At 70.5% G+C, this 26,915-nt stretch carries 21 protein-coding genes; 6 read left to right on the forward strand and 15 right to left on the reverse strand.

Annotation, left to right across the window (positions count from 1 at the left end; genetic code table 11):
- The first annotated feature begins 40 nt into the window (after nucleotides 1-40).
- From HC362_RS13090 to rarD, 3 genes are all read left to right on the forward strand, one after another.
- Nucleotides 41-1,975, forward strand: coding sequence for a 2-oxoacid:acceptor oxidoreductase subunit alpha (locus HC362_RS13090; protein WP_243084100.1), 1,935 nt, complete (start codon nucleotides 41-43; stop codon nucleotides 1,973-1,975).
- Nucleotides 1,968-3,068 (forward strand): 2-oxoacid:ferredoxin oxidoreductase subunit beta, encoded by a 1,101-nt coding sequence (locus HC362_RS13095; RefSeq protein WP_243084101.1) that lies wholly within the window; start codon nucleotides 1,968-1,970, stop codon nucleotides 3,066-3,068. The genes HC362_RS13090 and HC362_RS13095 overlap by 8 nt, the downstream gene beginning before the upstream one ends.
- A gap of 274 nt (nucleotides 3,069-3,342) precedes the next feature.
- Nucleotides 3,343-4,338, forward strand: coding sequence for an EamA family transporter RarD (gene rarD, locus HC362_RS13100; protein ID WP_243084102.1), 996 nt, complete (start codon nucleotides 3,343-3,345; stop codon nucleotides 4,336-4,338).
- Between the two features lie 88 nt (nucleotides 4,339-4,426).
- Here the strand turns inward: rarD and HC362_RS13105 are convergent, their stop codons facing one another.
- From HC362_RS13105 to HC362_RS13120, 4 genes are all read right to left on the reverse strand, one after another.
- The gene (locus tag HC362_RS13105) at nucleotides 4,427-5,332 is read right to left on the reverse strand and encodes an ABC transporter permease (protein ID WP_243084103.1); all 906 of its coding nucleotides are present in this window, start codon (nucleotides 5,330-5,332) and stop codon (nucleotides 4,427-4,429) included.
- Nucleotides 5,319-6,281 (reverse strand): ABC transporter ATP-binding protein, encoded by a 963-nt coding sequence (locus HC362_RS13110; protein WP_243084104.1) that lies wholly within the window; start codon nucleotides 6,279-6,281, stop codon nucleotides 5,319-5,321. The genes HC362_RS13105 and HC362_RS13110 overlap by 14 nt, the downstream gene beginning before the upstream one ends.
- Nucleotides 6,282-6,376: 95 nt before the next feature.
- Nucleotides 6,377-7,651 (reverse strand): DUF2092 domain-containing protein, encoded by a 1,275-nt coding sequence (locus tag HC362_RS13115; RefSeq protein WP_243084105.1) that lies wholly within the window; start codon nucleotides 7,649-7,651, stop codon nucleotides 6,377-6,379.
- A gap of 330 nt (nucleotides 7,652-7,981) precedes the next feature.
- Nucleotides 7,982-8,995, reverse strand: a complete 1,014-nt coding sequence (locus HC362_RS13120; protein WP_243084106.1) for a polyprenyl synthetase family protein — start codon at nucleotides 8,993-8,995, stop codon at nucleotides 7,982-7,984.
- 290 nt (nucleotides 8,996-9,285) lie between these two features.
- On the opposite strand from HC362_RS13120, the gene fahA reads away from it, so the two are divergent.
- Nucleotides 9,286-10,491, forward strand: a complete 1,206-nt coding sequence (gene fahA, locus HC362_RS13125) for a fumarylacetoacetase (RefSeq protein ID WP_243084107.1) — start codon at nucleotides 9,286-9,288, stop codon at nucleotides 10,489-10,491.
- 76 nt (nucleotides 10,492-10,567) lie between these two features.
- Here fahA and recQ read toward each other — a convergent pair whose 3' ends face one another.
- Nucleotides 10,568-12,448 carry a DNA helicase RecQ gene (gene recQ / locus HC362_RS13130; RefSeq protein ID WP_243084108.1) on the reverse strand — a complete coding sequence of 627 codons (1,881 nt, stop codon included), beginning with the start codon at nucleotides 12,446-12,448 and terminating at the stop codon, nucleotides 10,568-10,570.
- Nucleotides 12,449-12,644: 196 nt separating this feature from the next.
- Here recQ and HC362_RS13135 point away from each other — a divergent pair, with 196 nt between their 5' ends.
- On the forward strand, nucleotides 12,645-13,205 hold the full coding sequence (locus HC362_RS13135) for a hypothetical protein (protein WP_243084109.1): 561 nt from the start codon (nucleotides 12,645-12,647) through the stop codon (nucleotides 13,203-13,205).
- Between the two features lie 98 nt (nucleotides 13,206-13,303).
- The gene (locus HC362_RS13140; protein WP_243084110.1) at nucleotides 13,304-13,858 is read left to right on the forward strand and encodes a hypothetical protein; all 555 of its coding nucleotides are present in this window, start codon (nucleotides 13,304-13,306) and stop codon (nucleotides 13,856-13,858) included.
- A 7-nt stretch (nucleotides 13,859-13,865) separates the two neighbouring features.
- Here the strand turns inward: HC362_RS13140 and HC362_RS13145 are convergent, their stop codons facing one another.
- The 10 genes from HC362_RS13145 to nuoF all read right to left on the reverse strand — a co-directional run bounded on the left by HC362_RS13145 (nucleotide 13,866) and on the right by nuoF (nucleotide 26,910).
- Nucleotides 13,866-14,249 (reverse strand): cupin domain-containing protein, encoded by a 384-nt coding sequence (locus tag HC362_RS13145; RefSeq protein ID WP_099883419.1) that lies wholly within the window; start codon nucleotides 14,247-14,249, stop codon nucleotides 13,866-13,868.
- A gap of 166 nt (nucleotides 14,250-14,415) precedes the next feature.
- Complete coding sequence (nuoN, locus tag HC362_RS13150; protein ID WP_243088535.1) at nucleotides 14,416-16,086, reverse strand: NADH-quinone oxidoreductase subunit NuoN; 1,671 nt, start codon at nucleotides 16,084-16,086, stop codon at nucleotides 14,416-14,418.
- A 14-nt stretch (nucleotides 16,087-16,100) separates the two neighbouring features.
- Entirely contained in the window at nucleotides 16,101-17,756 is a 1,656-nt protein-coding gene (locus tag HC362_RS13155; RefSeq protein ID WP_243084111.1) for an NADH-quinone oxidoreductase subunit M, read from the reverse strand.
- A 3-nt stretch (nucleotides 17,757-17,759) separates the two neighbouring features.
- Nucleotides 17,760-19,706, reverse strand: a complete 1,947-nt coding sequence (gene nuoL, locus HC362_RS13160) for an NADH-quinone oxidoreductase subunit L (RefSeq protein WP_243084112.1) — start codon at nucleotides 19,704-19,706, stop codon at nucleotides 17,760-17,762.
- Between the two features lie 13 nt (nucleotides 19,707-19,719).
- Nucleotides 19,720-20,019 carry an NADH-quinone oxidoreductase subunit NuoK gene (gene nuoK, locus HC362_RS13165; protein ID WP_243084113.1) on the reverse strand — a complete coding sequence of 100 codons (300 nt, stop codon included), beginning with the start codon at nucleotides 20,017-20,019 and terminating at the stop codon, nucleotides 19,720-19,722.
- Nucleotides 20,016-20,945 carry an NADH-quinone oxidoreductase subunit J gene (locus tag HC362_RS13170; RefSeq protein ID WP_243088536.1) on the reverse strand — a complete coding sequence of 310 codons (930 nt, stop codon included), beginning with the start codon at nucleotides 20,943-20,945 and terminating at the stop codon, nucleotides 20,016-20,018. Before HC362_RS13170 ends, nuoK begins: the two co-directional genes overlap by 4 nt.
- 17 nt (nucleotides 20,946-20,962) lie before the next feature.
- Nucleotides 20,963-21,634 (reverse strand): NADH-quinone oxidoreductase subunit NuoI, encoded by a 672-nt coding sequence (nuoI, locus tag HC362_RS13175; RefSeq protein ID WP_209267033.1) that lies wholly within the window; start codon nucleotides 21,632-21,634, stop codon nucleotides 20,963-20,965.
- Entirely contained in the window at nucleotides 21,627-23,009 is a 1,383-nt protein-coding gene (gene nuoH, locus HC362_RS13180) for an NADH-quinone oxidoreductase subunit NuoH (protein WP_243084114.1), read from the reverse strand. The genes nuoI and nuoH overlap by 8 nt, the downstream gene beginning before the upstream one ends.
- Entirely contained in the window at nucleotides 23,006-25,519 is a 2,514-nt protein-coding gene (locus tag HC362_RS13185; protein WP_243084115.1) for an NADH-quinone oxidoreductase subunit G, read from the reverse strand. The genes nuoH and HC362_RS13185 overlap by 4 nt, the downstream gene beginning before the upstream one ends.
- A complete protein-coding gene (gene nuoF, locus HC362_RS13190; RefSeq protein WP_243088538.1) occupies nucleotides 25,516-26,910 on the reverse strand; it encodes an NADH-quinone oxidoreductase subunit NuoF in 1,395 nt (464 codons plus the stop codon). The genes HC362_RS13185 and nuoF overlap by 4 nt, the downstream gene beginning before the upstream one ends.
- Nucleotides 26,911-26,915 lie beyond the last annotated feature (5 nt).

The following is a 26,915-nucleotide window of genomic DNA, read 5'->3' on the forward strand; positions in this document are numbered from 1 at the left end:
TGGCAAGCGAGCCGCCGCCTTGAGGGAGGTCCGATCCAACGTGACCAGTCAGGTCAGTAGCCCAGCCGGGCAGTCCGGCCCCGCACCGGGCCAGGACAGCGGACGGGACGCCGGCAACAAGGAGGTCCGGCGCCTGGACCGGGTGATCATCCGGTTCGCGGGGGACTCCGGCGACGGTATGCAGCTCACCGGAGACCGCTTCACATCCGAGACGGCTTCGTTCGGCAACGATCTGTCGACGCTGCCGAACTTCCCGGCCGAGATCCGTGCCCCCGCGGGCACCCTGCCGGGCGTTTCCAGCTTCCAGCTCCACTTCGCCGATCACGACATCCTCACTCCGGGTGACGCACCCAATGTGCTGGTCGCGATGAACCCGGCGGCGCTGAAGGCGAACATGGCGGATCTGCCGCGTGGCGCCGAGATCATCGTGAACACGGACGAGTTCACCAAGCGGGCGATGGCCAAGGTCGGCTACGACGCCAGCCCGCTGGAGGACGGCTCGCTGGACGGCTACCACGTACACCCCGTGCCGCTGACCACGCTGACGGTCGAGGCGCTCAAGGAGTACGACCTGGGCCGCAAGGAGGCCGGACGGTCGAAGAACATGTTCGCGCTGGGCCTGCTGTCGTGGATGTACAACAGGCCGACCGAGCAGACCGAGGCGTTCCTGCGGTCGAAGTTCGCGAAGAAGCCGACGGTCGCCGAGGCGAACATCGCGGCGTTCCGTGCCGGGTGGAACTTCGGCGAGACGACGGAGGACTTCGCGGTCTCCTACGAGGTCGCGCCCGCTTCCAGCGCCTTCCCGCCGGGGACGTACCGGAACATTTCCGGCAACCTGGCCTTGTCCTACGGGTTGATCGCCGCGTCTCAGCAGGCGGACCTGCCGCTCTTCCTCGGCTCGTACCCGATCACCCCGGCCTCCGACGTGCTGCACGAGCTGAGCAAGCACAAGAACTTCGGGGTGCGCTCCTTCCAGGCGGAGGACGAGATCGCGGGCATCGGTGCGGCGCTCGGCGCGGCGTTCGGTGGCTCGCTGGCGGTGACCACGACCTCGGGGCCCGGTGTGGCGCTGAAGTCGGAGACCATCGGTCTCGCGGTCTCGCTGGAGCTGCCGCTGCTGATCGTCGACATCCAGCGCGGTGGCCCCTCGACCGGTCTGCCGACCAAGACCGAGCAGGCCGACCTGCTCCAGGCGATGTACGGGCGCAACGGCGAGGCGCCGGTGCCGATCGTGGCGCCGGCCACCCCGGCCGACTGCTTCACGGCAGCGCTGGACGCGGCCCGGATCGCTCTCACATACCGGACGCCGGTATTCCTCTTGTCGGACGGCTATCTCGCCAACGGCTCCGAGCCGTGGCGGGTCCCCGATGTGGACGAGCTGCCCGACCTGCGGACCCAGTTCGCCTCCGGGCCCAACCACGAGCTGGACGACGGCACCGAGGTCTTCTGGCCGTACAAGCGCGACCCGCACACCCTGGCCCGTCCCTGGGCGGTGCCGGGTACACCGGGGCTCGAACACCGCATCGGCGGTATCGAGAAGCAGGACGGCACCGGCAACATCTCCTACGACCCGGCCAACCACGACTTCATGGTCCGCACCCGCCAGGCCAAGGTGGACGGCGTCGAGGTACCGGACGTGGAGGTCAGCGACCCGGACGGAAACGCCCGGCTGCTGGTGCTCGGCTGGGGCTCGACGTACGGCCCGATCACCGCGGCGGTGCGCCGGGTCCGCAACGCCGGGGGCGAGATCGCGCAGGCCCACCTGCGCCACCTCAACCCGTTCCCGCGGAATCTCGGTGAGGTGCTGCGGCGCTACGAGAAGGTCGTCATCCCCGAGATGAACCTCGGCCAGCTCGCCACCCTGATCCGCGCCGAGTACCTGGTCGACGCACAGTCGTATACGCAGGTCCGCGGTCTGCCCTTCAAGGCCGAGCAGCTCGCGACCGCACTCAAGGAGGCCATCGCACATGGCTGAGACGTCCGCACCCCCACCTTCGGCTCCCGTGTCCGAGGCGCTGTCGCTGGTGCCGAAGGCCGATGGCAAGCAGTCGATGAAGGACTTCAAGTCCGACCAAGAGGTGCGCTGGTGCCCCGGCTGCGGTGACTACGCCGTGCTCGCCGCCGTCCAGGGCTTCATGCCGGAGCTCGGGCTGGCGAAGGAGAACATCGTCTTCGTCTCCGGTATCGGCTGCTCGTCCCGCTTCCCGTACTACATGAACACCTACGGGATGCACTCCATCCACGGCCGCGCCCCGGCCATCGCCACCGGGCTGGCGGCCTCGCGGCGCGATCTGAGCGTGTGGGTGGTCACCGGTGACGGTGACGCGCTCTCCATCGGCGGCAACCATCTGATCCACGCGCTGCGGCGCAATGTGAACCTGAAGATCCTGCTGTTCAACAACCGGATCTACGGACTCACCAAGGGCCAGTACAGCCCGACGTCGGAGGCCGGGAAGATCACCAAGTCCACGCCGATGGGCTCGCTGGACGCGCCGTTCAACCCGGTGTCGCTGGCGCTGGGCGCCGAGGCGTCGTTCGTGGCCCGTACGGTCGACTCGGACCGCAAGCACCTCACCAGCGTGCTGCGGGCCGCCGCCGACCACCCGGGATCGGCGCTGGTGGAGATCTACCAGAACTGCAACATCTTCAACGACGGTGCCTTCGAGGTCCTGAAAGACAAGGAACAGGCGCAGGAGGCCGTCATCCGGCTGGAGCACGGGGAGCCGATCCGCTTCGGCGCCCCGGCCGAGGACGGTCTTGGCTCCCAGGGCATCGTCCGCGACCGGGCGACCGGCGACCTGCGGATCGTGGACGTCCGCGAGGAGGGCACCGCCGAGGTGCTGGTGCACGACGCGCACACCGCCTCGCCGACCACCGCGTTCGCCCTCTCCCGGCTCGCCGACCCGGACACGCTGCACCACACCCCCATCGGCGTGCTGCGCGATGTACGGCGTCCGGTCTACGACACGGAGATGGCGAGCCAGCTCGAACGCGCCGTCGAACAGAACGGCAAGGGTGACCTGTCCGCGCTGCTGCACGGCAACGACACCTGGACGGTCGTCGGCTGACGCTGACTTCCCCGCCTGTGACAGGGCCCGGCACCTTCGGGTGCCGGGCCCTTTCGGGTGCTGGGGCCGTTGGAGTGCCGGGCCCTTCGGGTGCCGGGGCTTTGGGGAGTGCCGGGGCTGTGTGCCGGGGCTGTGTGCCGGGGCTGTGTGCCGGGCGACAGGACCATAGGGCGGAACGGGAATGACAAGAGGGGGCGCCTCCCGTTACATTCCGAGAAGTCGGCACGCCGGACACCGGGCAGCCGGGCAGCCGTGGCAGAAGGCAGGGAGGGTCATGCAGACACCGAGTTCACAGCGCACGGGACTGCTGTTCGGCTTCGCGGCGTACGGGATGTGGGGGCTGCTGCCCCTGTACTGGCACGCCCTCGCCGACATCGGCGCCACCGAGGTGCTCGCCCACCGCATGGTCTGGTCGCTGCCGACCGCACTGGTCATCGTCGCGCTGCTGCGCCGCTGGTCCTGGGTGAGCGCGCTGGTGCGCCAGCCGAAGAAGCTGGGCCTGGTGGTACTCGCCTCGGCCGTGATCTCCCTCAACTGGGGGCTGTTCATCTGGGCCGTCAGCTCCGACCGGGTCCTCGAATCCTCCCTCGGCTACTTCATCAACCCGCTGGTCTCCATAGCCTTCGGCGTCCTGCTGCTGCGCGAGCGGCTGCGCGTCGCCCAGTGGACCGCCGTCGCCATCGGCGCCGCCGCCGTCGTGGTGATGACCGTCGCCTACGGCAAGCTGCCCTGGCTCTCCCTCTGCCTGGCGTTCAGCTTCGCGTCGTACGGGCTGATCAAGAAGCACGTGAAGCTGGACGGTGTCGAGGGCTTCAGCGCGGAGACTGCGGTGCAGTTCCTGCCCGCGCTCGGCTTCCTGGTCTACCTCGGCTCGCAGGGCGAGTCCTCGTTCACCTCCGACGGGGTGGGCAACGCGCTGCTGCTCGCCTGCGCCGGGGTGGCGACCGCGCTGCCGCTGATCTTTTTCGGCAGCGCGGCGGTGCGGCTGCCGCTGTCCACCATCGGGTTGCTGCAGTATCTGGCCCCTGCCTTCATGTTCGTCCTTGGCCTGACCGTCTTCCACGAGGAGATGCCGCCGGAGCGCTTCGCCGGGTTCGGACTGGTGTGGGTGGCGCTGACGATTCTGACGTGGGACGCGCTGCGGAACGCGAGGCGCGGGCGCGCGGAATTGCGGGCAGCGGCTGCCGCTGCGGCGGAAGCCGCTGTCGCGGAGGCCGCCGACGAGGCCGCCACCACGGAGACCCCCGTCGCGGGGGCGGCCGACCGGTGAGGGGGTGCCCCTTGCTGCGCGTCGCGGGGTGCGGGTCTGTGTTTGGCTGGTCGCGCAGTTCCCCGCGCCCCTTTGGGGCGCGGGGCCCCTACGCCGTCACGTCCCGGTTGTTGAAGCGGGCCCAGGCGGCGGAGCCGAAGGTCGCGACGTAGAGGGCCTGGAGGCCCAGGTTCTTCAGGAGGTCGTCCCAGTAGACCGGGTCCCGCAGCAGGTCGGCGAAGCTCAGCCAGTAGTTCGGGAACAGATACGGATGCACCTCGTCCAGCTGCGGGATCGTGTTGAGGATCTGCACCGTGATCAGCAGCCCCACCGTGGCGGCCATGGCGGCGATACCGCTGTTGGTGAGGGTGGAGATGAACACGCCCAGCGCCGCGAGACCGAGCAGGCTCAGCGCGACCGCCGCGGCGATGGCCAGGGCGCGGAGCAGCCCCTCGCCGAAGGAGACGGTGGTGCCCGAGAGCAGGGTGACCTCCCCGGTGGGGAAGAGCAGCGCTCCGGTCACCAGCGCGGCCAGGGCCACCGTCATGGTCGCCGCCAGGCAGAAGGCCAGCACCGAGGTCAGCTTCGCCAGCAGCAGCCGGGTCCGGCCGGCCGGGGCGACCAGCAGATAGCGCAGGGTGCCCGCGCCGGCCTCGCCCGCCACCGAGTCCCCGGCCACCACGCCGACCGCCATCGGCAGGAAGAACGGCAGGGTGGCGGCCAGCGAGGTGAAGACCAGGAACAGTCCGTTGTTGGTGATCTGGGAGATGAAGGCCGGGCCCTCTCCCCCGCCGCCCCCCACGGTGCCGCCGTCGCTGGTCTCGATCTTCACGGCGATGCCGACGAGGACCGGTACGGCCGCCAGTACGGCCAGCAGCGCCAGGGTGCGCCAGCGCCGGAAGGTGATCAGCAGCTCGCTGCGGAACAGCCCCAGCGACCACAGGGGGCTGACGGCACGGGGCTCCGTCCGCGCTCGTTCGCCGTGCACCGGCCCGGCTGCCTCAGCCTGCGACATCGAAGCCCTCCCCGGTGAGCGAGACGAATACGTCCTCCAGCGAAGCCCGCCGCAGTCCGAAGGCGCGGACCCGGACGTCGGCCCGTACGAGGGCCGCGTTGAGCTCGGCGAGGTCGCCGGGCGGCGGGTCGCCGCTCAGCTCCTCCCCGTCGGTGACCAGGTCGGACACTCCTTGCTCCTTCAGAACCCGCGCCGCCTCGACCGGGTCGGGGGTGGTCACGGTCAGCCTGCCCCGGGCGCCGGCCGCCATCTCGGCGACGGTCCCCTGGACGACGAGCCGGCCCCGGTGCATGACGGCCGTATGGGTGCAGACCTGTTCGATCTCGTCCAGCAGGTGCGAGGAGAGGAAGACGGTTATGCCGTCGCCCGCCAACTCCCGTACCAGCGAGCGGATCTCCCGCATGCCCTGCGGGTCGAGCCCGTTGGTCGGCTCGTCCAGGACGAGCAGCTCGCGCGGCTGGAGCAGCGCCGCCGCCAGGCCCAGCCGCTGCTTCATGCCCAGCGAGTAGGCCCGCGCCTTCTTCCGCGCCGCGGCCGAGAGCCCCACCCGCTCCAGCGCCCGGTCCACCCTGGCAGCGCGGGTACGCGGATCGGCCGTGGGGTCGGCCGCGTCGTAGCGCAGCAGGTTCTCCCGTCCGGAGAGGAATCCGTAGAGCGCGGGTCCCTCGATGAGGGCACCCACCCGGGGCAGCACCCGCCGCACCGCGTCGGGCATCGGCTCGCCCAGCAGACGCGCGGTGCCGCCGGTGGGCTCGATCAGGCCGAGCAGCATCCGGATGGTGGTCGTCTTGCCGGATCCGTTCGGCCCGAGGAAGCCGAAGACGCTGCCCCGGGGCACGGAGAGGTCGAGGGCTTCGACCGCGAGCTGACCACCGCGGTAGCGCTTGGTGAGCCCTTGGGTCGAGATCACCGCGCTGTCGTCCCCCACCACGGCGGTCGGCTCGGTCATATGCCCCCTTCCTTCTTCCTTCTCGTTCGTTCTCGTTGTTGCTCGTTACTTCTCGTTGTTGCTCGGTCTTGCTCGGTCTTCGCGGGCCGGCCGTCCTACTTGGCCGAGTGGTCCTTGTTCGCCGCCTTGACCAGGCCGTCCTTGGTTACGGCACCGACGTAGACCTTGCCGTCGTCGGTCATCAGGGCGTTCACCAGGCGGGTGCTGAAGACCCGGCCGGTGCCGAAGTCACCCTTGACCTCGTCGGTGAAGTTGTCCAGCAGCTTCCCGGCGTCCGCGTCGCCCTTGCCGCCGGACTGCGGGCCGCCGAGTCCGCCGGGCATCCCGGTGTCGAGCTTGGCGACCTTGCCCCAGTCGTTCGCCGACTCGTTGACGATCTCCAGGCCGGAGCCGGTGAGCCCGTCGAGGCCCCGCGGGCCGGGGCCGCGCAGGTCCCCGCCGGCCGACTCGTGCGGCTTCGCCTCGGTGACCTCGGTGCCCTTGGGCGGGGTGAAGTCGAAGCTGCTCGCGTCGGGCTTGCCGAAGTCCACCTTTGTGTACGCCACATCGACGGCGGGCTTGTCGCCGTCCTTCGGCGTGAGGGTGAACCTGAGCGGCACCCCGTTGTCGGCGTCCACCCCTATACGGACCGACTCGATGGTGGAGTCCGGCGCGCCCTTGGGCTTGATGACCAGCTGGTAGGCATCGCGCCCGGCGATCTTCGCGGTGCCGTCCACGGTCACGGAAGTGGACTTGTCGAGGGCCTTCAGTGCCTGCTTCGCCGCCTTCTGCGGCGTCACCGCATCGGGCTCTTCGCCATGCCACCGCTTGGCGGACCCGCCGTGCGCGCCCTTGGCGCCCTCGGGCGCCTTCGCGTGCCACGCCGCGTTGCTGCCGCTGTCGTACGCCCACAGCTCACGGCCGTTGTGGATGAGGCTGTACTCGGCCGCGTCCTCCATGACCGAGACGCGCTGCTTGTCGGGGCCGTCCGCGGCGAAGCGGAGGGTGTGCTCCCCGGAGGCCAGCTCGGACAGCTTCTTGCTCGGTGCGGCGACGCTCCCGCTGCCCTTGCCGTCCTTGCCGGCACCCTCGCCGGAGCCGTGCGGACCGCCCCCGAAGCCGCCGCCCCCGCCGCCGCTGCCGCCGCCTCCGGGGAGGGAGGGCAGGCCGAGGTCGGTGCTCACCTTGACGGTGCCTGACATGTGGTCGACATCGGACTTGGCCACCTTGGCCACCAGCTCTTCGGCGCTGACCTTGGGCAGGTCGGGATCGCCGGAGCTGGCGAGCGCGGGCACCAAGCCGACGGTCGCGGCGGCGACCCCGGCCACAGCGACCGGTACGCCGTAGCGGACCGCCTTGCGCCGGGGGTTCCTCGGTTGGATCTGTGCCATCTGTCTGTCCTACCTCCGTGCTCGGCGGCGGCTCCATGGGTCGCACTCGTCCACCCCTGGCCGCCATTCTCACCCGAATCAGTGCGGGGTGGGTGCTTCCAATGGCACCAAATCCCGCGCTGTGGCGCGTCAGCCGACGGAGGCACATTCGGCTACTCCCCCGGGATGACGGGGCCTCCGCCTGCGGGTTGGTACGGAGCGGGAACGGTCAGGGTTCATCTCACCGCGATGCCGCCGCAGTTCGGCGGCGGAAGACAGCGGCAGCCGTAGACAGTGGAAGGCAGCAGAGGGCTGCGAAAGACCGCGGAAGGCCGCAGGAGGCGGGCCCGGTCAGCCCGCCCGGTCCACCACGGCGGTGCACAGCCCGGCCAGCGCGGCCTTGGCGGCGTTGTCGGGCAGCGGCGCGAGCATCTCGCGGGCCTCGTCGGCGTACCGCACGGTCGCGCGGCGGGCCTGCTCCAGGGCGGGGTGGACCCGCAGCGCGGCCAGCGCCTCGGTGAGCCGCCCGTCGTCGCCCAGGTCCCCGTCGAGCAGCGCGCACAGTTCGCGGTCCTCGCGGGTCGCGTCGGGGCTCGCAGCGCGGGCGCGCAGGTAGAGCACGGGCAGGGTCGCGATGCCCTCCCGCAGGTCGGTGCCGGGGGTCTTGCCGGACTCGTGTTCGTCGCTGGCGATGTCGAGAACGTCGTCGGCGAGCTGGAAGGCGACACCGATGCGCTCGCCGTACTGGGTGAGCACCGAGACGGTCCGCTCGTCGGCGCCGGACATCATCGCGCCGAAGCGGCCGGCGACGGCGATCAGCGAGCCGGTCTTGCCCGCGATCACCTCGAGGTAGTGGTCGATGGCGTCGTGGCCTTCGGAGGGTCCGGCCGTCTCCAAGATCTGGCCGGTCACGAGCCGTTCGAAGGCCTGTGCCTGGATACGGACGGCCTCCGGGCCGAGGTCGGCCAGTATGTGCGAGGCGCGCGAGAAGAGGAAGTCACCGGTGAGGACGGCGACGGAGTTGTCCCAGTTGGCGTTGGCGCTGGGCACCCCGCGGCGCACATCCGCCTCGTCCATCACGTCGTCGTGGTAGAGCGTGGCGAGATGGGTCAGCTCGACGACCACAGCGGAGGGTACGACCCCGGGCGCGTGCGGGTCGCCGAACTGGGCGCCGAGCATCACCAACAGTGGCCGGAACCGTTTACCACCGGCCCGCACCAGGTGCTGCGCCGCCTCCGTTATGAAGGGCACGTCGCTCTTGGTGGCCTCGATGAGGCCCTCCTCGACGGCCGCCAACCCGGCCAGGACATCGGCTTCGACGGCCTTGTCCCGCACGCTCAGCCCGAAGGGCCCGACGACGGTCACGAGGGGTACTCCTGTCTGCGTACGTGGAACGAACGGGTAACGGCTCTCAACGGGTAACGGGTCTTCTTCGCCTTCCTGGGGCAGCGTAACCGGTCACATAACGATCACGGTCGGCGCCCGCCCAGCAGACCACGCTTGGCGCGCCATGCCGGTATATTCCGGATAGCGGACAGGTCGCGCACCGTCGTCCCCTGTGCCGTCCGCGGGCGGCTCCGAGCGCGGCTCCAAGGGCGCAAATGAGGAGCCCGTGGCAGGCCCACGACAGGCCCCCGGCACATAACCTGACCCTCATGAGTGACAGTGCCCTTTTCGGCCCGGACAACCTTCCGTACGGCCTCTTCAGCACCCCGGACCGGCCCGGCCACCGCCGGCTCGGCGTCCGGTTCGGTGACGACGTGCTCGACCTGGGCGCGGCCGCCGCCGCCTTCGGCTCAGCCCACACCGAGGTGCTGGGAGCGCCCTCGCTCAACCCGCTGCTGGCCGCCGGCCGCCCCGTCTGGCAGGCGGTGCGCGGCGAGGTGCGCGGCTGGCTCACCGACGAAGCGCACCGCGAGACCGCGGCACGCCATCTGCTGCCGCTCTCCGGCGTCCAACTGCACCTCCCCTTCGAGGTCGCCGACTACGTCGACTTCTACGCCAGCGAGCACCACGCCACCAACGTCGGCCGGATCTTCCGCCCCGACGGGGACGCGCTGACCCCCAACTGGAAGCATCTGCCGATCGGTTATCACGGGCGGGCCGGCACCGTCGTCGTCTCCGGCACGCCCGTGGTGCGCCCGCAGGGGCAGCGCAAGCCGCCGAACGAGCCGCTGCCCGTCTTCGGACCCTCCCGGCGGCTGGACATCGAGGCCGAGGTCGGCTTCGTCGTCGGCACCCCGAGCGAGCTGGGCCGCCCGGTCGGGCTGGACGGATTCCGCGACCATGTGTTCGGGGTGACGCTGCTGAACGACTGGTCGGCGCGTGACCTCCAGGCGTGGGAGTACGTCCCGCTCGGCCCCTTCCTGGGCAAGTCGTTCGCCACCTCCGTCTCGCCGTGGATCACCCCGCTGGACGCATTGGACGCCGCCCGGGTGGCGCCGCCGGAGCGCGATTTCCCGCTGCTGCCGTATCTGGACGACTCGGCCGAGCAGGTCGAGCCCGGCGGGCTCGACCTGCGCATCACCGTGGAGCTGAACGGGCATGTCATCGCCGAGCCCCCGTTCGCCACCATGTACTGGACGGCGGCGCAGCAGCTCGCCCATATGACGGTGAACGGCGCTTCGCTGCGTACGGGTGATCTGTACGCGTCCGGGACCGTGAGCGGGCCCGAGCACAAGCAGCGCGGCTCGCTGCTGGAGCTCACCTGGGGTGGACGGGAGCCCTTGGCGCTTCCTGAGGGGGAGCGAGCGTTTTTGGAGGACGGTGACGAGGTGGTCCTGACCGCTTGGGCGCCGGGGCCTGGCGGGGGCCGGATCGGGATGGGCGAGGTACGGGGGAAGGTCGAGCCGAGCGTGTGAGTGAGGGCCGCCCCGCGAAGCTTGGGCAGTCTGCGCCAAGGGCGCAGGGTGGGCAAGCGCAGCCCCAGAGAGGGGCTCACTCCGCGAGGGCGGCCAGCACTCCCTCCCCGTAAGTGGAGAGCTTCTTCTCGCCGACGCCCGGGATGGCGCTCAGCTCTTGCAAGGTGGCGGGGCGCTGAAGCGCAATCTCGCGGAGGGTCGCATCGTGGAAGACGATGTACGGCGGCACACCCTGTTCGCGGGCCTGCTCGGTGCGCCACGCCCGCAGCGCCTCGAAGAGCGGCTGAGCCTCCGCGGGGAGGTCCACCGGGGCCGCGCTCTTCCCACCGCGGGGGCCCGTGGCAGCGCCCTGGCGGGGTGCCTTCACCGGAGCCGGGTCCTTGCGCAGCGGCACCTTCCGCTCGCCGCGCAGCACCGTGGCGCTGGTGTCGGTGAGGACGAGCGTGCCGTGCTCGCCCTCGATCTCCAGCAGCCCCTGGGCGATCAACTGGCGGATGACACTGCGCCATTCCGCCTCGCCCAGCTCGGTGCCGATCCCGAAGACGGACAGCGCGTCGTGGTCGAACTGGATGACCTTGGCCGTCTTGCGGCCCAGCAGGATGTCCGCGATCTGGCCCGAGCCGAATTTCTGGCCGCGCTCCCGCTTGAGCCGTACGACGGTGGAGAGCACCTTCTGCGCGGGGACCGTGCCGTCCCAGGACTCCGGCGGGGTCAGACAGGTGTCGCAGTTGCCGCACGAGGTCTCGGCGGCTCCCTCCTCCGGCTCCTGGCCGAAGTAGGCGAGCAACTGGCCGCGCCGGCAGCGGACGGTCTCGCACAGCGAGAGCATGGCGTCCAGGTGCATCCGCGCCCGGCGCTGGAAGGCCGGGTCGCCCTCTCCGTTCTCGATCAGCTTGCGCTGCTGGACCACGTCCTGGAGGCCGTAGGCGAGCCAGGCCGTCGAGGGCAGGCCGTCCCGTCCGGCGCGGCCGGTCTCCTGGTAGTAGCCCTCGACGGACTTGGGCAGGTCCAGGTGGGCGACGAAGCGTACGTCCGGCTTGTCGATGCCCATGCCGAAGGCGATGGTGGCCACCACGACCAGGCCCTCCTCGCGCAGAAAGCGCGACTGGTGCGCGGCACGGGTGCCGGCGTCCAGCCCGGCGTGGTAGGGCACCGCTTCGATGCCGTTGGCGCACAGGAACTCGGCGGTGCGCTCGACCGCGTTCCGCGACAGGCAGTAGACGATGCCCGCGTCGCCCTGGTGCTCCTCCTTGAGGAAGCGCAGCAGCTGTTTCCTCGGGTCGCGCTTGGGGACGATGCGGTACTGGATGTTGGGCCGGTCGAAGCTGGCGACGAAGTCGCGTGCGCCCGTCAGGCCGAGCCGCTGGACGATCTCCCGGTGGGTCGCGCGGGTGGCGGTGGCCGTCAGCGCGATACGCGGCACCTCGGGCCAGCGCTCGCCGAGCATCGACAGATTCAGGTAGTCGGGCCGGAAGTCGTGACCCCATTGGGCGACACAGTGCGCCTCGTCGATGGCGAAGACCGACACCTTGCCGCGCTCCAGCAGGGCCGTCGTCGCCTCCAGGCGCAGCCGCTCGGGGGCGATGTAGAGCAGGTCGAGCTCGCCGGCCAGGAACTCGGCCTCCGCCACGCGGCGCTGGTCGAAGTCGAGGGTGGAGTTGATGAACCCCGCGCGTACGCCGAGCGCCCGGAGCGCGTCCACCTGGTCCTGCATCAGTGCGATGAGCGGGGAGATCACCACGCCGGTACCCGGTCTGACCAGGGCCGGGATCTGGTAGCACAGCGACTTTCCGCCGCCGGTCGGCATCAGCACGACGGCGTCGCCGCCGCGCGTGACGTGTTCGATGGCGGCTTCCTGCTGTCCGCGGAACGCGTCGTAGCCGAAGACCCTGCGCAGTACACGCAGCGTCGCCGTCTCGGACGCCCCGCCGGATCCCTCGGCGCTCTCCTGAAGCATGCCCGCCACCCTAGGCGGCTCCGCTGACATCGGTGGCCGGGCCTGTGGACAGCCCCGCCCCCACTTCGCACCCAGCGCCAACATGCACCCGGTCCACCCCGGTATGCCCCATATGACCTGCCCCCTCCCTGCTAGCTTGACGTGGCCCTGCCGGTCCGTACGGCAGGAGTCGGGAGAGCGACGGAGGGGGATGTACGTGCGCACGTCAGCGCGGATTCCGGGGGCGGTCGCCGCGGCGGCGATCGCGCTGCTGGTGGGCGGCTGCGGCAGTGACGGCGGCGGGGACGGCGGCAACGGGGGCGGGAGCGGCGTCGAGGTCCCCGACCCAGGCGACAAGCGGCCCGACCTGGACGACGAGCCCGGCGGCGACGGCCCGCCCACCGGAGAGGACAGCGGCGGCAGCGGCAGCTCCCGCGGGGGCGGCTCCGCGGACCCCTCCTCCATGAGGGGCTCCTGGGCCACGGCGCCCGATGCCGAAGGGGACTCGGTCGCATTTCAGATCAGCTCGGACAACAGCGTCGACATGTTCATCCCGGGCCGCTGCGAAGGCAGTCTGCGCGGCAAGACCATCGACCTGACCTGCACCGAGGGCAAGAAGAGCTACAGCCACGGAACGGTGGAGAGCGCGTCGGGCGAGAACATGTCCGTCTCCTGGAGCAACGGCCGGACCACCCAGCTGCACAAGTACGACGGGCTGCCCGAGCGGAAGAAGCCGGACTCCCCCTCGGACTGGCCCACCGCGAAGGACCCCTTCTGACCGACCCGGCACCGGCCTGGGACCGGCTCGCCACACTCCCCTGCTAGGTTGTCGTGACCCTGCTCAAACGGCCAGGGTTCGACGATCGAGGAGGGGAAGTGCGCACGTCAGCGCGGATTTCGGGGGCAATGGCCGCGGCGGCGGCGATCGCGTTCCTGGTGAGCGGCTGCGGCAGCGGCGGCGACGGCGGCAAGGACGACAAGCCCGAGGCGGGCAAGGAGAAGTCCGCCGAGCCCACCCCGACCCCGAGCGAGCAGCCCGCGGGCAAGGCGGAGCTGCCCGGCGTGTGGTCCACGCAGGCGGACGGCGGCAAGCTGACGCTGACCGTCGTCGGGGACGCCGTCTCCCTGCTGCGGGACAAGAAGATGTGCAACGGCCGGGTCATGAGCTCCGGCGCCGAGAAGTCACTCGTCATCAAGTGCCCCGGCGGCGCCGGCGAGGACCGCACCAACGGCACCGTCGAGAAGGTGACGGCCAAGTCGCTCGAGGTCTCCTGGAACGGCGGCGCCACCGATACCTACGCCAAGGTCGCCAAGGCCCCGGCGAAGCTGCCCAAGGACCCCGGCGAACTGGGTGACGTGCCCGGCCTCCCGGACAAGCTGAAGAAGATCACCGAGGAACCCGGCAAGGTGCGCAAGTACCCGGCGAACTGAGCGCTCTTCAGGGATCGCGCGGCGAGAGCAGGTGCACCGACTCCTGTTCGCGGGGGTCGGTGCGGGCCACCACCACGGTGACGGGCTCCTCGCCGGTGACCGGCATGTGCGGCATGTTCGCCGGTACATAGACCATGTCGCCCGGATGGAGAGTGTCGCGGTTCGAGAGGTCCTCCCCGTGCCAGATCTCGTGCGCGCCACTGACGACGTATATCGCCGATTCGTGGCCCGCGTGCAGATGGGGCTCTCCACGGGAGTTCGCCGGGATGTGCAGGACGTGCAGACACAGCCCCTTGGCACCCACCGACTCGGCCGAGACCCCCTCGGTGAAGATCCCGCCCTGCTTCCCCTCGTAACCGCCGTTCTCACGGCGGAGAATCACACAACCCATGCCAGAAATTCCTACCGTTTCAGCGCACTTGTTGTCACCGATACCTCACAAGAGGCCGCCAGAGGCCCGGTCAGGGGCCTCTGGCGGCGTCCCGGAGTCATGACGACCGACACCTACGACGCGGAACGGCGGGCCGGCCGGGGCCGTTGCATGGTCACTCTCCTCGTCACCGTACGAACACCCCCGCTTGCCCCGCCAGATCCAGGAAGTACTGCGGTGCCACACCGAGCACGACCGTGACCACCACGCCGAGCGCGATGGCCGAGGTCGTCATGACGCTCGGCACGGCCACGCTCGGCCCGTCGGCCTGCGGCTCGCTGAAGAACATCAGGACGATGACCCGCAGGTAGAAGAAGGCCGCGATGGCCGAGGCGATCACACCCACCACGACCAGCGCGCCCGCTCCGCCCTCGGCCGCCGCCTTGAACACCGCGAACTTCCCCGCGAAACCGGACGTGAGAGGAATACCCGCGAACGCCAGCAAGAAGACAGCGAATACGGCGGCGAGTAGCGGGGAACGCCGCCCCAGCCCCGCCCACTTGGACAGATGCGTCGCCTCGCCCCCCGCGTCACGCACCAGCGTGACCACCGCGAAGGCGCCCAGCGTCACGAACGAGTAGGCGGCCAGATAGAACAGGACGGAGGAGATGCCGTCCTCGGAGGTGGCGATGACACCCGCGAGCAGGAAGCCCGCGTGCGCGATGGAGGAGTAGGCCAGCAGCCGCTTGATGTCCGTCTGGGTGATGGCCACGACGGCGCCCCCGAGCATCGTCAGGATCGCCACACCCCACATCACCGGCCGCCAGTCCCAGCGCAGCCCCGGCAGCACCACGTACAGCAGCCGCAGCAGCGCGCCGAAGGCCGCCACCTTGGTCGCCGCCGCCATGAAGCCGGTCACCGGCGTGGGCGCACCCTGGTACACGTCGGGGGTCCACATGTGGAAGGGGACGGCACCGACCTTGAAGAGCAGCCCCATCACCACCAGCGCGCCGCCGATCAGCAGCAGCGCGTCGTTGCCCGTGGTGTCGGCCAGCACCGGGTCGCTGACGGCGTCGGCACCCGAGACCACCCGGGCGATGGCCGAGTAGTTGACCGTACCCGCGTAGCCGTACAGCAGCGCGGTGCCGAACAGCAGGAACGCCGAGGAGAAGGCGCCCAGCAGGAAGTACTTGACCGCCGCCTCCTGGGAGAGCAGCCGCCTGCGGCGGGCCAGCGCGCACAGCAGATACAGCGGGAGGGAGAAGACCTCCAGCGCGATGAAGAGGGTCAGCAGGTCGTTGGCCGCGGGGAAGAGCAGCATGCCGCCGACCGCGAACAGCAGCAGCGGGAAGACCTCGGTGGTCGTCCAGCCCGCCTTGACGGCCTGCTGCTCGCCCTCGCCGCCCGGCACCGCTGCGGGCTGCGCGGCGAAGGAGTCCACGCGGCCGCCGCGCCCGGCCGGCTCCAGCCTGCGCTCCGCGAAGGTGAAGACCCCCACGATGCCCACCAGCAGCAGGGTGCCCTGCAGGAAGAGCGTCGGGCCGTCGATGGCGAGCGCTCCCATGCCGGCGATCTGCGCCTTGGTGGTGCCCGCGCCGCTGGCCGCCAGTCCGATCACGGCGGCGAAAGCGGCGGCCAGCCCGGCCAGCGCGACGAACAGCTGGGCGCTGTAGCGGGCCTTGCGCGGTGCGAACGCGTCGATGAGGACGCCGACCGCGGCCGCGCCCAGGACGATCAGCACCGGGGAGAGCTTGCCGTACTCGATGCTGGGGGCCTGGAGCTTGTCGCCCGCCGCCGCGATTGTCCACAGGCTGGGGACAGCGTCGGACGTGCCGCCTGCCGCCGCCACCTGGGTCATACCGGTCACTCCGGTCACTCGTGGTCACCTCCGCCGTGTCCAGCCGGCTTGTAGTCGAACCACTTGTTGTGGTCGGCGACGGGATGCTGCGGCTTGGGGTCCTTCTTCTGTACGTCCGAAAGGGTGTGCTCCACCGCGGGGTTCACGATCTCGCTGAGCGGCTTGGGGAAGACGCCGAGGAAGAGCAGCAGCGCCACCAGCGGCGCCACCACGGCCAGCTCCCGCACCTTCAGATCCGGCATCCCCTCGATCTCCGGCTTGCGCACCGGGCCGGTCATGGTGCGCTGGTAGAGCACCAGTACGTACAGCGCGGCCAGGATGATGCCCGCGGTGGCGATGATCCCGGCCACCGGGTAGCGGCTGTACGTACCGACCAGCACCAGGAACTCGCTGACGAACGGCGCGAGCCCCGGCAGCGAGAGCGTCGCCAGACCGCCCACCAGGAAGGTGCCGGCCAGTACGGGGGCGACCTTCTGCACCCCGCCGTAGTCCGCGATCAGACGCGAGCCGCGGCGCGAGATCAGGAAGCCGGCCACCAGCATCAGCGCCGCTGTCGAGATGCCGTGGAAGACCATGTACAGCGTGGCGCCGCCCTGGCCCTGGCTGGTCATCGCGAAGACGCCCAGGATGATGAAGCCGAAGTGCGAGATGGAGGCGTACGCCACAAGCCGCTTGATGTCCCGCTGGCCCACGGCCAGCAGCGCCCCGTACAAGACGCTCACCAGCGCCAGGCCGATGACCACCGGGGTGGCCCAGGAGCTGGCGTTCGGGAAGAGGCCCAGGCAGAAGCGGAGCATCGCGAAGGTGCCGACCTTGTCGACGACCGCCGTGATGAGCACCGCGACCGGCGCGGTGGCCTCGCCCATGGCGTTGGGCAGCCAGGTGTGCAGCGGCCACAGCGGGGCCTTGATGGCGAACGCGACGAAGAAGCCGAGGAACAGCAGCCGCTCGGTGCTGGTCGACATCGTCAGATCGCCGTTGGCGCGGGCCCTGAGCAGCTCGGGCAGCGAGAAGGTGCCCTCGCCCAGGCTGTCGGAGCTGACGACGAACAGCCCGATGACGGCGGCCAGCATGATCAGCCCGCCGGCCAGGTTGTAGAGCAGGAACTTCACCGCCGCGTACGAACGCTGCTTGGCGCCCTCTTCCTCACCGGCCGCGTGCGCCCGGTCCCCGAAGCCGCCGATGAGGAAGTACATCGGGATGAGCATGGCCTCGAAGAAGATGTAGAAGAGGAAGACGTCGGTGGCGGCGAAGGAGACCAGCACCATCGCCTCGACGGCGAGGATCAGCGCGAAGAACCCCTGGGTGGGCCGCCAGCGGCGGTTGGCCCGTGCCTCGTCTTCGACCTGGTCGGCGTCGTGCCAGCCGGCGCCGATCACGAACGGGACCAGCAGCGCCGTCAGCGCCATCAGCGCCGCGCCGATCCCGTCGACTCCCAGCTCGTAGCGGACGCCGAAGTCGGAGATCCAGGCGTGTGACTCGGTCAGTTGGTAGCGGGCGCCGTCCGGGTCGAAGCGGGCCAGCACCACGGCGGCAAGCACCAGCGTGGCCAGCGAGAAGACCAGCGCCAGCCACTTGGCGGCGGTGCGCTTGGCCGCGGGCACGGCGGCGGTGGCCACCGCCCCGACGGCGGGCAGCGCTGCCGTGACCGTCAGCAGAGGAAAAGACATATCTCAGACCGCCCTCATCAGCAGGGTCGCGGCGATCAGCACTGCCGCGCCGCCGAACATCGAGACCGCGTAGGAGCGGGCGAAACCGTTCTGGAGCCGCCGCAGCCGCCCGGACAGACCACCGAAGGTGGCGGCGGTGCCGTTGACGGCGCCGTCGACGACCTTGTGGTCGACGTAGACCAGGCTGCGGGTCAGGTGCGTACCGCCGCTGACCAGCACCACGTGGTTGAAGTCGTCCTGGAGCAGGTCGCGGCGGGCCGCCCTGGTGAGCAGGTTGCCGCGCGGAGCGACCACGGGCACCGGCTTGCGCCCGTACTGGAACCAGGCGGCACCCACGCCGATGACCAGCGAGACGACGGTCGCGGCCGTCACGGTGGTGGCCGAGACCGGGGAGTGCCCGTGCTCGAACGCCGTCACCGGCTCCAGCCAGTTGACGAAGGACTCGCCCGCCTTGAACAGGCCGCCCGCGAAGACCGAACCGAAGGCCAGCACGATCATCGGGATCGTCATGACCTTGGGGGACTCGTGCGGGTGCGGCGGGGTGTACTCCCCGCGTGTCTCGGCCGCCGGCTCCACGTCCGGCTCGGCCGGTGAGGGGGTGGGCGCCTGGCGCCAGCGCTCCTCGCCGAAGAAGGTCATCAGCATCACGCGCGTCATGTAGTACGCGGTGATCGCCGCGCCCAGCAGGGTGACCGCGCCCAGAATCCAGCCCTCGGTGCCGCCCTTGGCGAAGGCGGCCTCGATGATCTGGTCCTTGGAGAAGAACCCGGACAGGCCCGGGAAGCCGATGATGGCCAGGTAGCCCAGTCCGAAGGTGACGAAGGTGACGGGCATGTACTTCCGCAGCCCGCCGTAGCGGCGCATGTCGACCTCGTCGTTCATGCCGTGCATCACCGAACCGGCGCCGAGGAACAGCCCGGCCTTGAAGAAGCCATGGGTGACCAGGTGCATGATCGCGAAGGCGTAGCCGATCGGGCCGAGCCCGGCGGCCAGGATCATGTAGCCGATCTGCGACATCGTCGAGCCCGCCAAGGCCTTCTTGATGTCGTCCTTGGCACAACCGACGATCGCACCGAACAGCAGCGTGACAGCGCCGACGACCACCACGACCAACTGAGCGTCCGGGGCCCCGTTGAAGATGGCGCCGGAACGGGTGATCAGGTAGACGCCCGCTGTCACCATCGTCGCCGCGTGGATGAGGGCCGAGACCGGGGTCGGGCCCTCCATGGCGTCGCCGAGCCAGGACTGCAGCGGCACCTGCGCCGACTTGCCGCAGGCGGCCAGCAGCAGCATCAGCCCGATGGCCGTCAGCTTGCCCTCGCTCGCGTCACCGGCGGAGGAGAGGACGGGCGCGAAGGCGAAGGTGCCGAAGGTGGTGAACATCAGGAAGATGGCGATGGCCAGGCCCGCGTCACCGACGCGGTTGACCAGGAACGCCTTCTTCGCAGCCGTCGCCGCCGTCGGCTTGTGCTGCCAGAACCCGATCAGCAGATAGGAGGCGAGGCCCACGCCCTCCCAGCCGACGTACAGCAGCAGGTAGTTGTCGGCGAGCACGAGCAGCAGCATCGCCGCGAGGAACAGATTGAGATAGCCGAAGAAGCGCCGCCTGCCCGGGTCGTGCTCCATGTAGCCGACCGAGTAGAGGTGGATGAGCGTGCCCACGCCGGTGATCAGCAGGACGAACGTCATCGACAACTGGTCGAGCTGGAAGGCGACATCGGCCTGGAAGCCCTCCACAGGCACCCAGGAGAACAGCTTGCTGTGCATGGCCCGGCTCTCGGCGTCCTCCCCCAGCATGGAGGCGAACAGCGCCGCGCCGATCGCGAAGGAGACCGCGGCCAGCAGCGTGCCCAGCCAGTGCCCCGTGCGGTCCAGCCGCCGGCCGCCGCACAGCAGCACGGCGGCACCGAGCAGGGGCACCCCGACGAGCAGTCCGATCATTGACTCCACTGGTTCGTACCCCTTACAGCTTCATGAGGCTGGCGTCGTCGACCGAGGCCGAGTGGCGGGCGCGGTAGAGCATGACGATGATCGCGAGACCGACCACGACCTCGGCGGCGGCGACGACCATGACGAAGAACGCCATGATCTGGCCGTCGAGGTTGCCGTGCATCCGGGAGAAGGCGACCAGCGTGAGGTTGGCGGCGTTCAGCATCAGCTCGATGCACATGAACACCACGATGGCGTTGCGCCGGATCAGCACCCCGGCGGCGCCGATGGTGAACAGCAGCGCTGCCAGATAGACGTAGTTCATCGGGCTCACTTGGCGGCCTCCTCCTCGCGCTCGGTCCCGCGCTCGGTCCCGCGCTCGGTGGCGTCGTCGTCACGCTCTTCCGCACGCTCTGCCGCGGCCCGCTCCAGCGCGCGTTCGCCGGGATCCTTGGGTCCTGGATAGGCGGCCCGGCCGTGGTACTCGGCCGTGCGCTGCTCCACAGCCGCCAGCCGGGCCAGCTGTTCGGCGCTGACCTCGCGGATCTGGCCGCGGCTGCGCAGCGTGGGGTTGACGCTGAGCTCGGCGGGCGAGCCGTCGGGCAGCAGCGCGGGACGGTCGACCGCGTTGTGGCGGGCGTAGACGCCGGGCGCGGGCAGCGGCGGGAGCTGCTTGCCGCCGCGCACCCGCTCGATGGCCTGCTCGCGCTGGGACTTGATCTTCTCGACCCGCTCGCGGTGGGTCAGCAGCGTGGCGCCGACAGCGGCGACGGTCAGCAGCGCGCCGACCACCTCGAAGGCGACCACGTACTTGGTGAACAGCAGCGAGGCCAGCGCCGGAACGTTACCCTGCGCGTTGGCGGCCGCCAGCCCGTTGAAGCTGCCCACCGAGACCTGGCCGATCCCGGCGATCAGCAGGATGCCGAGCCCGAGCCCGCAGCCGGCCGCCAGCCAGCGCTGGCCCTTGAGGGTCTCCTTGAGGGAGTCGGCCGCGCTGACGCCGACCAGCATCAGCACGAACAGGAACAGCATCATGACCGCGCCGGTGTAGACGACGATCTGGACGACGCCCAGGAAGTAGGCGCCGTTGGCGAGGTAGAACAGCGCCAGGATGATCATGGTGCCGGCCAGGCACAGCGCGCTGTGCACGGCTCGCCGCATCAGCACGGTGCCCAGACCGCCCAGCACGGCGATCGTGCCCAGCACCCAGAACTGCAGCGCCTCCCCCGTGGAGGTGGCCGTCGCCGCCAGCTCGGTCATCGGTACGGGAAGTCCGCTCATCGCTCGCCCTCCCCGCTGGCGGTCACGGTGCCGTGCGTCATCCGGCCGTGCGGTGCCGCCTCGAAGGTGGCGTCCCCGGCGGCGGCCGGTTCGTCGGCGCCGAAGGTGTCGGCCGACTTCTGCGGAGCCCCGGTGTCGGTGGGCGTCTGCCGCACCGTGCCGGGCGCGGCCTCGGTGACCAGGCCCCGGTAGTAGTCCTTCTCCGTCATCCCGGGGTAGATCGCGTGCGGCGAGTCGACCATGCCCTCCTCCAGCCCCGCGAGCAGCTCCTCCTTGGTGTAGATGAGGGACTCGCGGCTGTCGTCGGCCAGTTCGTACTCGTTCGTCATGGTCAGCGCCCGGGTGGGGCACGCCTCGACGCACAGGCCGCACAGGATGCAGCGCAGATAGTTGATCTGGTAGACGCGGCCGTAGCGCTCGCCGGGCGAGTAGCGCTCCTCGTCGGTGTTGTCGGCGCCCTCCACATAGATGGCGTCGGCGGGACAGGCCCAGGCGCACAGCTCGCAGCCGACGCACTTCTCCAGCCCGTCCGGATGCCGGTTGAGCTGGTGGCGGCCGTGGAAGCGGGGGGCCGTCGGCTTCTTGTACTCGGGGTACTGCTCGGTCAGCCGCTTCTTGAACATGTCCTTGAAGGTCACGCCGAAGCCGGCCACGGGGTTCTCAGGCACCGTCAGCCCCCTTGCTCTCGGTGGTCGGGTCAGTAGCGGTGGCCGTGCCGCCCGCCTGGGCGCCGACCGGCTCCCGGTCCCGGTCGGCACGCGAGGGCCGGCGTGGCACCGGTGGCAGCGTCTGCCCGGGCAGCGGCGGTACGGGGTAGCCGCCGGCCATCGGGTCGAACGACTTCTCCGCGGGCGGTTCTTCTTCCTCCTCCTCGCCGCCGCGGAAGAAGTCCACGACGAAGGTGATCAGCAGCAGCACCAGCGCGGTCCCCGCGACCCAGTAGACGACCTCGCTGTAGTCCCAGCCCTCGTTGCGCATGGCGCGGACGGTGGCCACGAGCATCAGCCACACCAGCGCGATGGGGATGAGCACCTTCCAGCCGAGCTTCATGAACTGGTCGTAGCGGGTACGCGGCAGCGTGCCGCGGATCCAGATGAAGAAGAAGATGATCACTGCGAGCTTGGCGGCGAACCACAACATGGGCCACCAGCCGTGGTTGGCGCCCTCCCACCAGGTGGAGATGGGCGCCGGAGCGCGCCAGCCGCCCAGGAAGAGGGTGACCGCGAGCGCGGAGACCGTCACCACGTGGATGTACTCGGTCAGCATGAACATCGCGAACTTGATCGAGCTGTACTCGGTCTGGAAGCCCGCGACCAGATCGCCCTCGGACTCCGGCATGTCGAAGGGCGCGCGGTGCGCCTCGCCGACCATCGAGACCAGGTAGATCAGGAAGGAGACCGGCAGCAGATAGGCGAACCAGCCGTCGGCCTGCTCCCCGACGATGGTCGAGGTGGACATGGAGCCGGAGTAGAGGAAGACCGCGGCGAAGCTGAGGCCCATCGCGATCTCGTAGCTGACGATCTGCGCCGTGGCCCGCACCCCGCCCAGCAGCGGATAGGTCGAGCCCGACGACCAGCCGGCCAGCACCACGCCGTAGGCGGCGATGGAGGAGGTGGCCAGGATGTAGAGGACGGCCACGGGCATGTCCGTCAGCTGCATCGCCGTACGGTGCCCGAAGATCGAGATCTCGTTGTCCGCGGGGCCGAACGGGATGACCGCGATCGCCATGAAGGCGGGCACCGCGCCGACCACCGGGGCCAGCAGATAGACGATCTTGTCGCTGCCCTTGACGGTGATGTCCTCCTTGAGCATCAGCTTCACACCGTCGGCGAGCGACTGGAGCATGCCCCAGGGACCGTGCCTGTTGGGCCCGACGCGCAGCTGCATCCAGCCGACGATCTTCCGCTCGAAGACGATGGAGATCAGCACCGTCACCATGAGGAACGCGAAGCAGAAGACCGCTTTCAGCGCGACCAGCCAGAAGGGGTCCGTGCCGAACATCGACAGGTCCTCGGCGGCGAGGCCAAGCGTTCCGGAGCTCATGCGCCCACCTCCTGCGGGTCTTCCTGGACGGCCGCGGTCGCGGGAGAGATCCGCACCACATCGCCGGGCAGTGCGCCGGTGTCGGCCTGGACGCCGGAGCCCACCGAGTGGAGCGGCAGCCAGACGACGCGGTCGGGCATCTCGGTCACCTGGAGCGGCAGCCGCACCTCGCCCCGGGGGCCGCAGACGGCCAGCACATCGCCGTCCTTGACGCCGGCCTCGCCCGCCGTTGCGGCGGACATCCGCGCCACCGCGGCGTGCCGGGTGCCGGCCAGCGCCTCGTCGCCCTCCTGGAGCCGGCCCAGGTCGAGCAGCAGCCGGTGCCCGGCCAGCACCGCCTCGCCCGCCTCCGGCTGCGGCACGGTACGCGCCGCCGGGACGGCCGGGGCTGTTCCGGCACCGCCGCGGCCCTGGCCGAGCCGGTCGATCTCGCCGCGCACCATACGGACATCGGGCAGCCCGAGGTGCACATCGAGCGCGTCCGCCAGCATGTGCAGTACCCGGGTGTCGGGCTGCGCGTGGCGGCGCGTCATCTGATCGGGCTTGAGCGCGGCCTCGAACGGCCGCAGCCTGCCCTCCCAGTTGACGAAGGTGCCGGACTTCTCCGCCGCCGCCGAGACGGGGAGGACCACATCGGCCAGTTCGGTCACCGCGCCGGGCCGCAGCTCCAGGCTGACCAGGAAGCCGACGGCCTCCAGCGCCTCGCGCGCCCGGACCGGGTCCGGCAGGTCGTCGATCTCGACCCCGCCGACGACCAGCGCGGACAGCTCACCCTCCGCTGCGGCCTCGATGATCTGCGAGGTGTCGCGCCCGGGCTGCGCCGGGAGTTCGGCCACGCCCCAGGCGCGGGCGACCTCGGCGCGCGCCTCGGCACTGGCCACAGGCCGCGCCCCGGGCAGCAGCCCCGGCAGACAGCCGGCCTCCACGGCGCCACGCTCGCCCGCGCGGCGCGGCACCCACACCAGCGAGGCGCCGGTCGCGGTCGCGGTCCGTACGGCAGCGGTCAACGCGCCCGGCACGGTGGCCAGCCGCTCGCCGACCAGGATCACCGAGCCCTCGCCGCGCAGCGCCTCGGCCGCCGCGGCTCCGGTCTCGTCCAGGCCGACACCGCCCGCGAGCGCGTCCAGCCACTCGGTCTCGGTGCCGGGCGCGGCGGGCAGCAGCGTGCCGCCCGCCTTCTCCAGGCCGCGCGTCGCGTGGCTCGCCAGTGAGAAGGTGCGCTGCCCGTGCTTGCGCCAGGCCTTGCGCAGCCGCAGGAAGACGCCGGGCGCCTCCTCCTCGGCTTCGAGCCCGGCCAGCAGTACGGCGGGCGCGGCCTCCACCGCCGCGTAGGTGACTCCGGTGGAGTCCAGGTCGCGGCCGTGGCCCGCCACCTGGGAGGTGAGGAAGTCGGCTTCCTCGGCCGAGTGCGGCCGGGCGCGGAAGTCGATGTCGTTGGTGCGCAGCGCCACCCGTGCGAACTTGGCGTACGCGTAGGCGTCCTCGACGGTGACCCGGCCGCCGGTCAGCACCCCGGCCCGGCCGCGGGCCGGGGCCAGGCCGCGCGCGGCGGCTTCCAGCGCCTCGGGCCAGCTCGCGGGAGCGAGCTCGCCGTCCTCACCGCGGACCAGCGGGGTGTGCAGCCGGTCGGGCCGCTGTGCGTAGCGGAACGCGAAGCGGCCCTTGTCGCACAGCCACTCCTCGTTGACCTCGGGGTCGTTCTCGGCCAGCCGCCGCATCACCTTGCCGCGCCGGTGGTCGTGTCTGAGCGAGCAGCCGCCCGCGCAGTGCTCGCAGACGCCCGGTGAGGAGACCAGGTCGAAGGGGCGGGAGCGGAACCGGTAGGCGGCCGAGGTGAGCGCGCCGACCGGGCAGATCTGGATGGTGTTGCCCGAGAAGTACGACTGGAAGGGCTGGTCCTCGCCGGTGCCGACCTGCTGCAGCGCGCCCCGCTCCAGCAGCTCGATCATCGGGTCGCCCGCGATCTGGTTGGAGAAGCGGGTGCAGCGCGCGCACAGCACGCAGCGTTCCCGGTCCAGCAGCACCTGGGTGGAGACGGCGACCGGCTTCGCGAAGGTGCGCTTCTGGCCCTCGAAGCGGGAGTCGGCGTTGCCGTGCGACATGGCCTGGTTCTGCAGCGGGCACTCGCCGCCCTTGTCGCAGACGGGGCAGTCCAGCGGGTGGTTGATGAGCAGCAGCTCCATCACGCCGCGCTGCGCCTTGCTCGCCACCTGGGAGGTGAGGTGGGTCTTGACGACCATGCCGTCGGTGCACTGGATGGTGCAGGACGCCATCGGCTTGCGCTGGCCCTCCACCTCGACGATGCACTGCCGGCAGGCACCGGCCGGGTCGAGCAGCGGGTGGTCGCAGAAGCGCGGGATCTCGATGCCGAGCTGCTCGGCGGCACGGATGACCAGCGTGCCCTTGGGGACGGAGATCTGGGTGCCGTCGATGGTCAGCGACACCAGGTCCTCGGGCGGCGGGGCAACCTCCCCTCCTCCTTGGGAGGTGCCAGCAGTGGTGACGGTCACGCGTTCACCTCCAGGTGAGCGGAGTTGGGTCCATCAGCCCACGCGGTGGACTTCTCGGGGTCGAAGGGACAGCCGCGGCCCGCGAGATGGGCTTCGTACTCGTCGCGGAAGTACTTGAGCGAGGAGAAGATCGGGGACGCCGCGCCGTCACCGAGGGCGCAGAAGGACTTGCCGTTGATGTTGTCGGCGATGTCGGCGATCTTGTCCAGGTCGGCGGAGCTCGCCTTCCCGGCCTCGATGTCCCTCATCAGCTGGACGAGCCAGTAGGTGCCCTCGCGGCAGGGGGTGCACTTGCCGCAGGACTCGTGCGCGTAGAACTCGGTCCAGCGGGTGACGGCCCGCACCACACAGGTCGTCTCGTCGAAGCACTGGAGCGCCTTGGTGCCGAGCATGGAGCCGGCGTTGCCGACGCCCTCGTAGTCGAGGGGGACGTCCAGGTGCTCGTCGGTGAGCAGCGGAGTGGAGGAGCCGCCCGGTGTCCAGAACTTCAGCCGGTGTCCCGGCCGCATGCCGCCGCTCATGTCGAGGAGCTGGCGCAGCGTGATGCCCAGCGGTGCCTCGTACTGGCCGGGGCGTGCGACATGGCCGCTGAGCGAGTAGAGCGTGAAGCCGGGCGACTTGTCGCTGCCCAGTGCCAGCGAGCGGAACCAGTCCTTGCCCTTGTCGACGAGGGCGGGAACCGAGGCGATGGACTCGACGTTGTTCACCACCGTGGGGCACGCGTACAGACCGGCGACGGCCGGGAAGGGCGGCCGCAGCCGGGGCTGGCCGCGGCGGCCTTCGAGCGAGTCGAGGAGCGCCGTCTCCTCGCCGCAGATGTAGGCGCCGGCGCCCGCGTGCACGGTGAGTTCCAGGCCCTTGCCGGGCCCGAGCGCGTCAGGCCCGAGGTAGCCCGCCTCGTACGCCTCGCGCACGGCCAGGTGGAGGCGGCGCAGCACGGGCACGACCTCGCCGCGCAGATAGATGAAGGCATGGCTGGAGCGGATCGCATGGCAGGCGATCACGATGCCCTCGATGAGGGAGTGCGGGTTGGCGAAGAGGAGGGGGATGTCCTTGCAGGTGCCGGGCTCCGATTCGTCGGCGTTGACGACGAGGTAGTGCGGCTTGCCGTCGCCCTGCGGGATGAACTGCCACTTCATCCCGGTGGGGAAGCCGGCGCCGCCCCGGCCGCGCAGGCCCGCGTCCTTGACGTAGGCGATCAGGTCGTCGGGGTCCATGGCCAGCGCCTTGCCCAGCGCCCGGTAGCCGCCGTGCCGCCGGTAGCCGGCCAGCGTGTAGGAGTCGGGCTCGTCCCAGTGCGCGGACAGTACGGGGCTCAGCAGCTTCTGCGGATCGGTGGCGCCTCCCGCCGGGTGCGGGGAGGTCTCGTCCTGTCCGCCGTCGTGTGTCACCGTCG

It is taken from the genome of Streptomyces sp. 891-h, assembly GCF_022760275.1.
Lineage (GTDB): Bacteria > Actinomycetota > Actinomycetes > Streptomycetales > Streptomycetaceae > Streptomyces > Streptomyces spirodelae.